The 12,919-nt window shown below is 72.0% G+C and carries 10 protein-coding genes; 4 read left to right on the top strand and 6 right to left on the bottom strand.

Annotated features, from left to right (window positions below):
* Window positions 1-98 precede the first annotated feature (98 nt).
* On the bottom strand, window positions 99-788 hold the full coding sequence (locus tag ACFW0G_RS38690; RefSeq protein ID WP_378330485.1) for a FadR/GntR family transcriptional regulator: 690 nt from the start codon (window positions 786-788) through the stop codon (window positions 99-101).
* A 150-nt stretch (window positions 789-938) separates the two neighbouring features.
* Between ACFW0G_RS38690 and ACFW0G_RS38685 the strand changes: the two genes are divergently transcribed.
* Entirely contained in the window at window positions 939-2,129 is a 1,191-nt protein-coding gene (locus ACFW0G_RS38685; RefSeq protein WP_378330499.1) for a CynX/NimT family MFS transporter, read from the top strand.
* A gap of 502 nt (window positions 2,130-2,631) precedes the next feature.
* On the opposite strand, the gene ACFW0G_RS38680 is transcribed toward ACFW0G_RS38685, so the two are convergent.
* On the bottom strand, window positions 2,632-4,026 hold the full coding sequence (locus ACFW0G_RS38680) for a mycothione reductase (RefSeq protein ID WP_378330484.1): 1,395 nt from the start codon (window positions 4,024-4,026) through the stop codon (window positions 2,632-2,634).
* Window positions 4,027-4,269: 243 nt separating this feature from the next.
* Between ACFW0G_RS38680 and ACFW0G_RS38675 the strand changes: the two genes are divergently transcribed.
* Together ACFW0G_RS38675 and ACFW0G_RS38670 are read left to right on the top strand one after the other, a co-directional pair.
* On the top strand, window positions 4,270-5,082 hold the full coding sequence (locus ACFW0G_RS38675) for a S1 family peptidase (RefSeq protein WP_378330483.1): 813 nt from the start codon (window positions 4,270-4,272) through the stop codon (window positions 5,080-5,082).
* Window positions 5,083-5,112: 30 nt separating this feature from the next.
* On the top strand, window positions 5,113-5,562 hold the full coding sequence (locus ACFW0G_RS38670) for a GNAT family N-acetyltransferase (RefSeq protein ID WP_378330482.1): 450 nt from the start codon (window positions 5,113-5,115) through the stop codon (window positions 5,560-5,562).
* On the opposite strand, the gene ACFW0G_RS38665 is transcribed toward ACFW0G_RS38670, so the two are convergent.
* From ACFW0G_RS38665 to ACFW0G_RS38650, 4 genes are all read right to left on the bottom strand, one after another.
* The gene (locus ACFW0G_RS38665; protein ID WP_378330481.1) at window positions 5,528-6,709 is read right to left on the bottom strand and encodes an aminotransferase class I/II-fold pyridoxal phosphate-dependent enzyme; all 1,182 of its coding nucleotides are present in this window, start codon (window positions 6,707-6,709) and stop codon (window positions 5,528-5,530) included. The genes ACFW0G_RS38670 and ACFW0G_RS38665 overlap by 35 nt on opposite strands.
* Window positions 6,710-6,734: 25 nt before the next feature.
* Complete coding sequence (locus ACFW0G_RS38660; RefSeq protein ID WP_378330480.1) at window positions 6,735-8,333, bottom strand: ABC-F family ATP-binding cassette domain-containing protein; 1,599 nt, start codon at window positions 8,331-8,333, stop codon at window positions 6,735-6,737.
* A 224-nt stretch (window positions 8,334-8,557) separates the two neighbouring features.
* Entirely contained in the window at window positions 8,558-10,141 is a 1,584-nt protein-coding gene (locus tag ACFW0G_RS38655; protein WP_378330479.1) for a DEAD/DEAH box helicase, read from the bottom strand.
* Window positions 10,142-10,456: 315 nt separating this feature from the next.
* The gene (locus ACFW0G_RS38650) at window positions 10,457-11,419 is read right to left on the bottom strand and encodes a serine protein kinase RIO (RefSeq protein WP_378330478.1); all 963 of its coding nucleotides are present in this window, start codon (window positions 11,417-11,419) and stop codon (window positions 10,457-10,459) included.
* A 350-nt stretch (window positions 11,420-11,769) separates the two neighbouring features.
* On the opposite strand from ACFW0G_RS38650, the gene ACFW0G_RS38645 reads away from it, so the two are divergent.
* Window positions 11,770-12,906, top strand: a complete 1,137-nt coding sequence (locus ACFW0G_RS38645; protein ID WP_378330477.1) for an NAD(P)/FAD-dependent oxidoreductase — start codon at window positions 11,770-11,772, stop codon at window positions 12,904-12,906.
* The last annotated feature ends 13 nt before the right edge of the window (window positions 12,907-12,919 follow it).

The raw sequence follows: 12,919 nt of genomic DNA, 5'->3' as shown, positions 1-12,919 counted from the left end.
AACCCCCCTGGTGGCGCCCCGCCGCCGGGGCGTACCCCACCACCCGGCCTAGGGGTGGGGGGGGGGGCGGGGGGTGGGGCCCCCCGCACCCCGCGCCGCTACCGCTCGTTCTGCTGCTTGCGCGCCAGGCGGTCGAGCAGTTCGTCGAGGAAGCCACAGGCCTCCGCGGCGGCACGGTCCGCGTCCTGGGCGGCGATGGCCTCGACGATCCCGCGGTGCTTGATCTCCTGGGCGTGCTCGGGGTCGTCGAGCGTCGCCGCGACGCTCGCGGTGATCGCCTCCGAGAGTCCCCGGTACAGCTCGGTGAGCAGGGTGTTGTGCCCGCAGCGCACGACCGCGAGGTGGAACTCCGCGTCCGTGCGGGCGAATTCGGCCACCTGCTTGCTCCGCAGGTCGGCGTCGCGCCGGTCCAGCAGCTCGCGTAGTTCCGCGAGATCCTCCTCGGTCCGCGCGGCCGCGGCCAGCCGCGCGCCCTCTACCTCCATCAGCCGCCGGACCTGCAGTACCTCGCGTAGTTCCGCGCCGCACAGCCGCCGGATCGCGCCCGACACCTCACTGGTCGCGCGGACGTAGGTGCCGTCGCCCTGGCGTACCTCCAGCAGGCCGGAATGCGCGAGCGCGCGCACAGCCTCTCGGACGGTGTTACGGCCGACGCCGAGCTGTTCGACCAGCTCGGGCTCGGTGGGGATGCGCTCGCCGATGGGCCATTCCCCGCGCGTCACGGCGCCCCGCAGCTGCTCGATGACCTGGTCCACCAGACCGGCCCGGCGTGTCGTGGCCAAAGGCACAGAGTAATCCCTTCATCCAATCATCCTACGTATGTAATAGTAGCCGACGTGCGTGTCGATTCCCGTGGTTCCGTCCCGTCCTCCTCCGTCGAATCCCGCTCCGCGGAGCCGGGATATGCCGAGCGTCTCGAACTCGAACTCGAAGGCGCCGTGGAAGACGTGGGACCCCGCCGCGCCGGTGTCATCGCGGGTGGGGTGCTGCTGGCCGTCGCGGTGGTGCTCACCGCGCTGAACCTGCGCCCCGCCATCACCAGCGTCGGGCCGCTGCTGGGCGAGATGCGGGACGGCCTCGGCGCCTCGTCGATCTGGGCCGGCGTGCTGACCACGCTGCCCGGCCTGTGCTTCGCCGCCGCCGGGATGGCGGCGCCGCTGCTCTCCCGGCGGTTCGGCATCGGCACGGCGATCGGGGCCGCGCTGGCGGTGCTGACGGTCGGGCTGGTGCTGCGCGTGCTGGACGGACCGTACGTCGTCCTCGGCGGCACCCTGGTCGCGACGGCGGGGATCGCGCTGATCAACGTGCTGATCCCGGTGGTCATCAAGGACTCCTTCCCCGCCCGCATCGGCATGATGACCGGTGTCTACACCGCCGCGCTCCAAGGCGGCGGCGCGCTCGGCTCGGCGCTCACCCCGCCGCTGGACACCGCGCTCGGCGGCTGGCGGCAGGCGCTCGGCAGCTGGGCGGTGCTTGCCGGGATCGCGTTCTTCGCTTGGATTCTCGCAGCCCGGGGCACCGGACGGGCGCCGCGGCCCGAGGTTTCCGCCAGGGGGAGCAGCCGATCGCTGCTGCGTGTCCCCTTGGCCTGGATCGTGACGATCTTCTTCGGGCTCCAGGCCTTCCTCGCCTACGTCGTGATGGGCTGGCTGCCGCAGGTCCTGATGGACGCCGGTGTCAGCAAGGGCGACGCGGGCCTGCTGCTCGGCCTGATCTCGATCATCGCCGTCCCGATCAGCCTCCTCGTGCCGCCGGTGGCCGCGCGGCAGGGCAGCCAGAGCCTGTGGATCGTCGCGCTCGGGCTGTGTGGTTTCGCCGGGATGGTCGGGCTGCTCGTCGCGCCGGCGGCGGTACCGCTGCTGTGGAGCCTGCTGGTCGGCCTGGGGATGAGCGTTTTCTCGCTCGCGCTCACCGTGATCGCGCTGCGGGCGAGGAGCGGCGAGGACACCGCGCGGCTGTCCGGGATGGCGCAGGGCTTCGGCTACCTGCTGGCCGCGCTCGGCCCGTTCCTCTTCGGCACGCTGCACGACGTGACCGGCGGCTGGACGATCCCGTGGCTGGTGATGTTGGTGGTCTACGTCGCGCAGATCGCCTTCGGTTTCCTGGCCGGACGCCGCCGCTACATCTGAGCCCCGGGGTTGTGGGGCCCGAAGGACGCTTTCAGCGCGCTGAAAGCGTCCTTCGGCTTGTTACGGCGGGGACTCCGGGGGCGCGCCGCACCGAGGGACGCCCTTGGTGCGTTCAGCGCGACTAGGGCGTCCCTCGGCGCGTCTGGTGCACCGAGGGCGTCCCTCGGCTCATCCGCGTCCCGGGTCCTCCCGGTCCTCTGGCTCCTGGCGGCGCGGTCATGTCCCGAACGCGCCGTTCGGGACGTTGATCGTCCCTTACGCGTCGTTCAGGACACCGCCATCGCTTCAGCGTCCCGCCGCGCTACGAAAACCGCCCCTGAAACCCAGCAAATCCACGAATCCCGCAACAGGAAGCCCATCCACAGCCCCCGGCGATTGTGGACAACTTCCGTTCCCCAGCGCCGGAAACCGGGTTCTGTCGTACCCCGGCGATAGACTGCTGTCGGGGTCGCCCCCCAGGGCGGGTGGGGGGACACCCTGGTGATGGGGGGCGCGGAGCGCGTCAGTCCAGGGGCAGGTTGAGCAGGGCGTTCTCGACGAGTTCCGGCATGGCGGGGTGGATCCAGTACTGGCCGCGCGCCATGCTGCGTGCGTCGAGGCCGAAGCTCATCGCCTGGATCAGCGGCTGGATCACCGTCGAGGCCTGCGGGCCGATGATGTGCGCGCCGAGGAGCAGGCCGGTCGCCGGGTCCGCCAGGAGCTTCGCGAAGCCGGTGGTGTCCTCCATCGCCCAGCCGTAGGCGATCCCGGCGTAGTCCTGCTTCGAGACCACAAAGGACACTCCCCGCTCGCGCGCGGCCTGTTCGGTCAGGCCGACCGACGCCACCTGCGGCGAGGTGAACACCGCGTGCGGGACGAACCGGTGGTCCGCGGCGATCGGGGCGTCCGGGTTCAGCAGATTGTGTTGCACCACCCGGGTTTCGTGGTTCGCGACGTGCTTGAGCTCGTGCGGTGAGGAGAGGTCGCCGAGTGCGTAGACGCCGTCCACGACCGTCCGCTGGTACTCGTCGACGGCGACGTGCCCACTGTCCACAGTGGTCACTCCGGTGGCGTCGAGGCCGAGCAGGTCGGAGTTCGGGGTGCGCCCGGTCGCGATCAGCAGCTGCTCCGCCTCGACGGTTTCGGCGCCCCGCGGCCCCTCCAGGTCCAGCGCGATCCCGGCCTCGGTCCGCCGGGCCCGCACCGTCTTGCGGTCCAGCCGGACGTCGAAGCGCTGTGACGCCAGTTCGGTGAACCGCGCGCTGACGTCCTCGTCCTCCGAGCGCAGCAGCGCCCCCGAGCGGTTGACCACGGTCACCGCGACCCCGAACGAGGCGAAGACATGGGCGAATTCGGCCGCGATGTACCCGCCGCCGAGGATCACGATGCTCGCGGGCAGCTCGTCGAGCCGCATCACGGTGTCGGAGGTGTGGTAGCCGACGTCGGCCAGCCCCGGCACGTCCGGGATCACCGGGCGCCCGCCCGCGGCGAGCACGAACCGGTCCGCGGTCAGCACCTCGTCGGGACGCCCGTCCGGGAACGAGACCCGGAGCTCCTTGTGCCCGGTGAACCGTCCTTCGCCCTCGTACAGATCGACGTTCGCGTTGTCCTCGTGGCTGCGGCGGTAGTCGGCGCCACCGGCGGCGATCGGGTCGATCCGGCCGAAGATCCGGTCCCGGACGTCACGCCAGCGCACCCCGAGCAGCTCCTCGTCGACACCGAGGCGCGCGCTCTTCGAGGGCGTCGCGGCGACGTCGGCCGCGTGCACGAACATCTTCGTCGGGATGCAGCCGACGTTGAGGCAGGTACCCCCGAACGTGCCCTTCTCGACGATGGCGGTCTTCCAGCCGGCGAACCGCGGGTCGAGGATCGAGTTACCCGAGCCGGTCCCGACGATCACCAGGTCGTAGTGGGGCACGTTTGTCATCCTTCGCGTGAGAAGCCGGTCGTTCACCCTAGCCAACCCCGGGAACCACGCCGATGTTCCCGCCGGGGTGACGGCTGGGTGGCGACGCAGCGCAGGGAAACCACCCGTTCCAGTGACACCATTTCGGGCTTTCGCCGACTAGGGTATGCGCAGCCGCTCGTGTACACGCTGGAGTCGTCCAGCTCCCGAGTGCTCGCGCCGCACAGCCCAGTACCCCGGTGAAGGGATCGACTCATGCCCAAGACCTCGCGCCGCCCCTGGCTGCTCGCGGCCGGAGCGCTGCTGCTCACCGCGGCGGTGGTGCCGGTCGTGGTCGGTAACGCGATCGCGCAGGACACCGGCGGCGTCGAACCCCGGATAGTGGGCGGCGACAAGGCGTCGCTGGCCGATCACCCGTACGCGGTGTACCTGACCGACAGCAACAACTACCAGTACTGCGGCGCGGTCATCGTCAGCTCGACCACGGTGGTCACCGCGGCGCACTGCGCGGCGGCGGTCAAACAGGACGAGGTCCGGGTCGTCGCGGGCAGGGAGGACAAGCGGTCCTCCGACGGCAAGGTGTTCAAGGTGTCGAAGATGTGGACGCACCCGGACTTCACCCGGCCGGAGAAGGGTGACGACATCGCGGTGCTGACCGTGGCGGGCAGGCTGCCGTACCGGCCCGCGAAGGTCGCCACGGCCTCGGACAGCGACGCCTACCGCGAGGGCACGAAGGCCACCGTGCTCGGCTGGGGCCGCGTCTCCGACGGCGGCGACCGCTCGGACTACCTGCGCAGCGCCGTCGTCCCGGTGACCAGTGACGCGACCTGCAAGAGCGGGTACGACGTGTACGACGCGAAGAGCATGGTCTGCGCCGGCTACCCGAAGGGCGGCATCGACGCCTGCACCGGCGACTCCGGCGGCCCGCTGGTTGTCGGGGACACGCTGATCGGCATCGTCTCCTACGGCGTCGGCTGCGGCCAGCCCGGGAAACCCGGCGTCTACACCCGGGTCGCCACCTACGCCGACCAGATCGCCGAGCACGAGCAGCCCCGCCTGTTCGGCTGACCGGAGCGGCGGGGTGTGCTAAGCAGAAGCGTGCACACCCCGTTCATCGCCTCCGGTCCCGAACTCACCGCCGAGCAGCTGCACGACATCCTGCGGCTGCGCGTCGACGTCTTCGTCGTGGAACAGAAAGCCGCCTATCCCGAAGTGGACGGACGGGATCTCGAGCCCGGTACCAGCCACCTGTGGTTCGAGGGGGAGGACGGCGTCGACGCGTATCTGCGAGTGCTGTCCGATCCGGACGAAGTGCTGCGCATCGGGCGCGTGTGCACGACGAAGGAAGCCCGTGGCCGGGGGCTCGCGGCGCGGCTGATGGAGGTCGCGCTCGTCGAGCACGGGGACGCCGACTACGTGCTCGACGCCCAGACGTACGCGCGGGGTTTCTACGAGCGCTTCGGATTCATCGCCGAGGGCGAGGTGTTCGAGGACGAGGACGGCATCCCGCACATCACGATGTGGCGCCGCGCGGAGCCGTCGCGCTGATCACCTTCACCGCTTTGTCCACATCGGACTCGGCGAGATCGGCGCGCGCGGTCAGCCGCAGCCGCGAAACCCCGTCCGGCACCGACGGCGGCCGGAAGCACCCGACGCGCACACCCTGCTCGGCACACGCCGCCGCCCAGGACGCCGCCGCTTCCGCGGACGGCGCCTTCAGGGAGATGACGGCCGCTTCGGGCAGGCTGACCCGGAAACCGGCTGACATGAGCTGACCGGCGATGGTGCCCGCCGCGTCGACGACCTTTGCCGCGAGGTCCGGCTCCGCCTTGAGGACACCGAGTGCGGCGAGCGCGGCGGCGGCGTTCGCCGGGGCGAGCGCGGCGTCGAAGATGAAGCTGCGCGCGGATTCGACGAGATGCCGGATCACCCGGCGTGGCCCGAGCACCGCACCGCCTTGCGTACCAAGGGAATTCGACAGCGTGATGGTGGTGACGACGTCGGGCGCGCCGGCCAGCCCCGCCGCGTGCGCCGCGCCGCGCCCGCCCTCGCCGAGCACGCCGAACCCGTGCGCGTCGTCGATCAGCAACGCCGCGCCGTGCGCCCGGCAGGACTCGGCGAGTTCGCCCAGCGGCGCCAGGTCACCGTCCACGGAGAACACCGAATCGGTGACCACGAGCGCCCGCGGTTTGCGGCGCGTCGCCAGCGCGTGCTTGATCGCCGACGGCGCGCCGTGCGCCACCGCCGCCACGTCCGCGCGCGAGAGCCGGCAGCCCTCGATGAGCGAGGTGTGGATGTGCTTGTCGGTCACGATCGCCGCGTCGGCGCCGGAGAGCGCGGTGACCGCGCCGAGGTTCGCGGTGAACCCGGAGGAGAACACCAGCGCGGCCTGCGCGCCGCAGAACCGCGCCAGCTCGTGCTCGAGTTCGGTGTGCAGTTCGGTGGACCCGCTGACCAGGCGGGATCCGGTCGCCCCGGCACCCCAGCGCAACGCGGCGGCCGCGGCCGCCCCGGCGACCCGCTTGTCCCTGGCCAGGCCGAGATAGTCGTGCCCGGCGAGGTCCAGTTCGTGGTCCTGGGCGGGGCGGGGCCGCAGTTTACGCGTCAGGCCCGCACCGGCTCGCTTCTCGGCTTCGGCGTCGAGCCAGTCGAAGACCTGGTCGGGCGGGAGCTGGGGAGGGACCGGTGCGTTCACGTCCCGCAGTCTCCCACCCGGCGCGTCACGGCGGGCCGACCGGGTGCAGCGTGTCCGTGAGCCGCAGCCAGCGGGTGATCCCGAGTCCCCGCAGGAACTCGTGGTCGTGCGAGACCACCACGAGCGCCCCGCCGAACGCCGTCAGCGCGCTCGTCAGCTGCCGGACACTGGCCAGGTCGAGGTTGTTCGTCGGCTCGTCCAGGATCAGCAGCCGCGGCGCGGGTTCGGCCAGCAGCAGCGTCGCCAGTGTCGCGCGGAACCGCTCACCGCCGGACAGGCTGCCCGCCGGACGGTCCGCGTTCTTGCCCCGCACCAGGAATCGGGCCAGCAACGCCCGCGCGGTGTTGTCCGGCACGGACGGCGCCGCGCGCCGCACGTTCCCGACGGCGGAAACTTCGTCGTCGAGCAGGTCCAGCCGTTGCGGGAGCATCCGGGCCGGGACCAGCACCTCGGCCTCCCCGGCGAGCGGGGGCAGTGCACCGGTGAGCGTTCGCAGCAGCGTGGTCTTCCCGGCGCCGTTCGCGCCGAGGATCGCGATCCGCTCGGGACCGCGGACGTCGAGATCCACGACCGGCCCGTTGCGCAGCTCCACCCCGTTCAGCCGCAGTACCTCCTTGCCCGCGGGGACCGTCGTCGCGGGCAGGTCGACGCGGATGACGTCGTCGTCGCGGACGGCGTCCTCGGCGCTCTTGAGCCGTTCGGTCGCCCGCGCCAGCCGATCCGCGTGCAGGATCCGGTGTTTCCCGGCCGCGATTTCGGCGTCCTCCTGGCGTTTGCGCATCCGGACCTTGGGCTCGCGCTTGTTCTCCCACTGCTTACGGGCGTAGCGCTGTCGCCGCGCGAGCTTGACGCGTGCTTCGGCGAGTTCGCGTTTCTGCCGCGCGAAATCGGCTTCGGCGACCCGGACCCGGCGTTCGGCCGCCTCCTGTTCGGCGGCGAGCGCGGTCTCGAACGCGGTGAGGTTCCCGCCGAACACGGTGACGTCGTGCTCGCGTACCTCGCCGATCCGGTCGACGAGGTCGAGCAGCTCGCGATCGTGCGAGACGACCACGAGCGTGCCCGGCCACTGCCGGACCGTGTGGTGCACGATCTCCCTGGCGCGGCGGTCGAGGTTGTTGGTCGGCTCGTCCAGCAGCAGCACGTCCGGACGGCGCAGCAGCTGCGCCGCCAGGCCGAGCAGGACGAGTTCGCCGCCGGACAGCTCCCCGGCCCTGCCGTCCAGCGGGACGGCGTCGAGGCCGAGCTGGTCGAGTGTGGCGCGAGTGTGCTTCTCGACGTCCCACTGGTCGCCGATCACCGCGAACAACCGTTCGTCGGTGTCCCCGCTTTCGACGGCCGAGATCGCCGCGCGGATCGCGGCGATGCCGAGCAGGTCGTCGATCGGGCGGTCCGGGTCGAGGACGAGGTCTTGCCGCAGGTACGCGAGCCTGCCGCGCACCGAAACCGACCCGGCCGACGGCGTCAGCGCTCCGCTGATCAGCCGCAGCAGGGTGGATTTGCCCGTGCCGTTGCCGCCGATCAGGCCGGTGCGGCCGGGACCGAGGGTGAACGTGGTGTGGTCGAACACCGGCCCGCCGTCGGGCCAGGCGAAAACGAGGTCGGAAACGACGATGGACGAAGACATACGGGTCTCCTCGAAGGCTTTTTCGGCTTGGCTAAGCGAAAAACCCTCAGAAGATCAACGTCCCGGCACCCTTCGACGACAACACCGACCGACCCAACCTAGCCACCCGCCCACGCCGCGGCAAACCCTTTATCGGGCCGGGACGAGCGAACTCGCGTGATCGGACGAGATCTCCGTCCAATCACGCGAGTTCGTTACCGAATCACGCGAGTTCTCCGTTGGGCTCAGCTGTCGAAGCGGCGGGGGCGGCGGCCCGGACGCTGCGGGCGGCCTCCGCCGTTGCCGCCACCGTTGCCGAAGCGCGGGCGACGGCCGTTGAAGCCGCCGGGGCGGCCTTCGCGGTGACCGTGGTCCTCGCGCGAGCCCTGGCCGTAGCCACCGCGGTCGCGGTCGCCGCCACGACGCTCGCCGTAGCCGCGGTTGTTGTCACGGGAGCCGAAGCCGCGGCCGCCGGAACGGCGCGGGGACTCGCGGCGACGCTCGACCACGGGCTCGCCGCTGGGCTCACGGGCGCCGGTGATCTCGGTCAGCGCGGCGTCGCCCGGCCGGACCATGGTGGACTCGGCGCGGACGCCCGCCCGGTCGGTCATCCGGCGGACGGTGCGGCGCTGGTCGTTGGTCACCAGGGTGACCACGACACCCGACGCCCCGGCGCGCGCGGTGCGGCCGGCGCGGTGCAGGTAGTCCTTGTGGTCGGCGGCCGGGTCGACGTGCAGCACCAGCGAGACGTCGTCGACGTGGATGCCGCGGGCGGCCACGTCGGTGGCCACGAGCACCGGGGTGTGGCCCTCCTTGAAGTCCGCGAGCACCCGGTTGCGCTGGCCCTGCGTCTTGCCGCCGTGCAGCGCCCCCGCGTGCACGCCCTGCTCACGCAGCCGCTCGGCGAGCCGGTCGACGTGGTGCTTGGTGCGCACGAACATGATCGTGCGGCCCTCGCGGGCGCCGATCTGGGTGACGATGTCCTGCTTGTCCTGGTGGGAGACCTGGAGCAGGTGGTGGTCCATCGTGGTGACGCTGGCGGTCGACGGCGCGACCGAGTGGGTCACCGGGTCGGCCAGGTACTGCTTCACCAGCTTGTTGACGTCGCCGTCGAGCGTCGCGGAGAACAGCAGCCGCTGCCCGCCGGGCGGGGTCAGGTCGAGGATCTCGCGGACCTGCGGCATGAAGCCCATGTCCGCCATCTGGTCGGCCTCGTCGAGCGCGATGAAGTTGCAGTCGCCGAGGTTCGCGGTGCCCTGCCGCACGTGGTCCGACAGCCGGCCGGGGGTGGCGATGAGCAGGTCGACGCCGCGGGAGAGCGAGTCGGCCTGGCGGCCGAAGGCCATCCCGCCGACGGCGGTGCGGCACCACAGGCCCATGGCCTTGGCCAGCGGGGTCAGCGAGTCGGCCACCTGCATGGCCAGCTCGCGGGTCGGCACCAGCACGAGCGCGCGCGGGCGCTTCGGACGGGCCTTGCCGCCGTCGAGCCGGGCCAGCATGGCCAGGCCGAACGCGAGCGTCTTGCCGGAACCGGTCTGCGCGCGGCCGAGGACGTCACGTCCGGCCAGCGCGTCGGGGATGGTGGCCGACTGGATCGGGAACGGCTTGTCGATCCCGGCGGCGGCCAGCGCGCGCAGCAGTTCCTCGGGGAGGCCCAGCTGGGCGAAGGTCTTGGTGACCACGGTCTCCACCGCGTCGTCGCGCAGCATTCCGGCGTCCGCGGAAGCGGGGGCGGGACGGCCGGTGTCCGCGCCGCGGTGACGCGGCTTGCGTCCCCGGGGACGGTCCGCGCGCGCGGAGGAAGGGCCATGGTTGAACGTGACTGTCACAAATGCCTCTCGGACGTGGTACGTCGCAAGGAGGCCCGGGCTGTCCGCGCGCAGGCGGACAAGATGGTGTGCGGTGGGCGTTCACAGGGACGAACCCGGCACACCGTGTGGTCGACACCGCGCGCCGCTTTGGTCATTTCGGATACCGCGAGCCATTCGGCTGGCTTTGGAGGCGACGGACACCAACTCATCCACGCCGCCGGTTGCGGTCTGTCATCACTGTACCGGAGTCCCCGCTGCGACTTCGCATCGAGGCGCCCGGGTGTGGGCAACGCCGCAGCCGCGCCGGGTGCGCGCGGCCGCGGCGTCACCCGTTCAGCCGAGCCCGGCGGCCCGCGTCAGCTCCGCCAGCAGGTCGTCGATCGCCGTGACCTGCTCGGAAAGCCCCCGCGCGTGGAACCATCCCGCGAGGTTGCGGACGTCGCGGGCGAGGAACTCGAGACCGCCGGGATTGGCCACGACGTCGACCACCTGCGGCAGGTCGATCACCATGAGCCTGCCCTCGTGCACGAGCAGGTTGTACGCCGAGAGGTCACCGTGGGCGACGCCCTCGCCGGCGAGCAGCTCCAGCGCCGCGACGGCTTGCTGCCACAGGTCGGCCAGTTCGCCGGGTTCGGGCCTCAGCTGGGCCAGCCGGGGTGCCGCCGCGCCGTCGTCGTCCCCGAGGAACTCCAGCAGCACCTCGGTCCCGTTGCGCTGCACCGGATACGGGACCGGCGCCCCCATCGTCCACAGGCGACACAGCGCGGCGAACTCGGCGGCCGCCCACTGTTCGGCGATCAGGTTGCGGCCGAAGGTCGTGCGGCCCGCCATCGCGCGGTTCTCCCGTGACCGGCGCATGCGCCTGCCTTCGAGATAGCCCGCGTCCCGGTGGAACAGCTTGTGTTCGTCGCTGCGGTACCGCTTGGCCGCGAGCAGGACGCCCTCGGTGCCGGGCAGGTTGCGGCGCAGCAGATGGACGTCGGCCTCCTTCCCGGTCTTGAGCACGCCGAGGTCGGTGTCGACCGCGCCGAGCCCGGTGATCACCCAGTCCGGCCGGGGGAGCGGGCCCTGCTCGGCCTCGTCCCAGGTGGTCCAGCGGTCGGCGCCGTCGGGCAGTGCCGTTTCGGTGTAGGCGTCCTCACGCAGCCGGTCGAGGCGGACGCGTTCGCTTTCGGTGATCCGGCCGGCCCGCTCGGGCCCGGGCTGGCGGTTGCGGCGGGCGCGCCGGGCCAAGCGGTCGAAACGGTCGTTGAACTCGTGCTCTTTGTGGTCTTCGTCGAAATCGTGCTGACGCACTGGTGGGTTCTCCTGGTTCAGGGATGCCCCACCGGGCGCGCGGAAGACGCGGATCAGCCTCGGGGGGCGGGTGGACGGGTGCGGGCAGCACCCAGGACGGTCATCGCCATCGGGGCCACCTCCCTCGCTCTCCACCGGCTCCCTGCCGGATCGCGCAGAGCATCCCGCACCCGCTCGAGCGCGCGCAACCGAATACTGTGCCGTTCGTTTACCAATCCGACGTCAGCCACGGCGGAAACGGGTACCTACGAGCAGATCGGCTGCGGACCGTGTCCGCCTCCTTTTGGTCGGATTGGTACTTACCGCGGTAAGCGTTGAACCGCACCGCGCGGCTGGGGCAGGGTCCCGGTATGCGTGTGATCGTGATCGGCAGTGGCATCGCGGGCGCGGCGACGGCGTATCACCTGGTCCGTCGCGGCGCGGAGGTCGTCGTGGTGGACGCCGGGCTGGCCGGGGCGGCGACCGGGGCGGGCGCGGGGATCGTCAGCCCGTGGACCTCGCACTGGGAGGACGCGCTCTTCCCGCTGGCGTCGGCCGCCGCCGCGTACTACCCCGAACTGGCCGGGCAACTCGCCGAGGAGACCGGTGAGGCGTCGTCGTACGAGGTCGTGGGCGGAATGCTCGTCTCCGAAGACGAAAGCGAACTCGGCGAAAGGGAACGGCGTCTCACCGAGCGGGCGGCGATCGCGCCGGGCGCGGGGAAGATCCGGCGGCTCGATCCGGTACAGGCGCGGGAGTTGTTCCCGCCGCTGGCGCCGGAACTGGGCGCGGTCCACCTGTCCGGTGCGGCCAGGGTCGACGGACGTCAGGTGCGCCAGGCGCTGCTCACGGCGTCGCGGCGCCGGGGCGCGCGCCTGGTGGCGAGTCACGCCCGGTTGTCGCCGCGGCCCGGCAAGGCGTCGCGAGTCCTGGCCGGCGGCGAGGTCTTCGACGCTGACGTCGTCGTGGCGGCCGCGGGCGCGTGGACCGCGGATCTGGTGGCGCAGCTGGGAATCCGGGTCCCGGTGACACCGCAGCGGGGGCAGATCAGCCATTTCGACGTACCGGCGAAGACGTCGGCGTGGCCGGTCGTGCTGCCGCGGACGAGCCACTACCTGCTGGCGTTCCCGGGCTCGCGGGTCGTCGCCGGGGCGACCCGGGAATCCGGCGCGGGCTTCGACCACCGGGTCACCGCTGCCGGGCAGCGCGAGGTGCTGGAGCACGCGCTCGCCGTCGCGCCGGGCCTGGCCGACGCGACGCTGGCCGAGACGCGGGTGGGCTTCCGGCCGGGCACGCCGGACGGGGTGCCGGTACTCGGACGGGCGGCGGACGGCCTCGTGCTCGCCACCGGGTTCGGCGCGGCGGGACTGACGCTGGCGCCGTTCGCCGGGAAGCTCGTGGCCGCGCTCGCACTCGGCGAGGACGCCGGGTTCGACCTGGCCGTCTGCGCCCCGGACCGGGGGGGGGGGCCCCGGGGGGGGGGGGGCCCCGGGGCCCGCTCGGTGTAAAAAAAAAAAACCC

This window comes from Amycolatopsis sp. NPDC058986 (genome assembly GCF_042741125.1).
Lineage (GTDB): Bacteria > Actinomycetota > Actinomycetes > Mycobacteriales > Pseudonocardiaceae > Amycolatopsis.
This window is presented reverse-complemented; position numbering and strand designations above follow the sequence as displayed.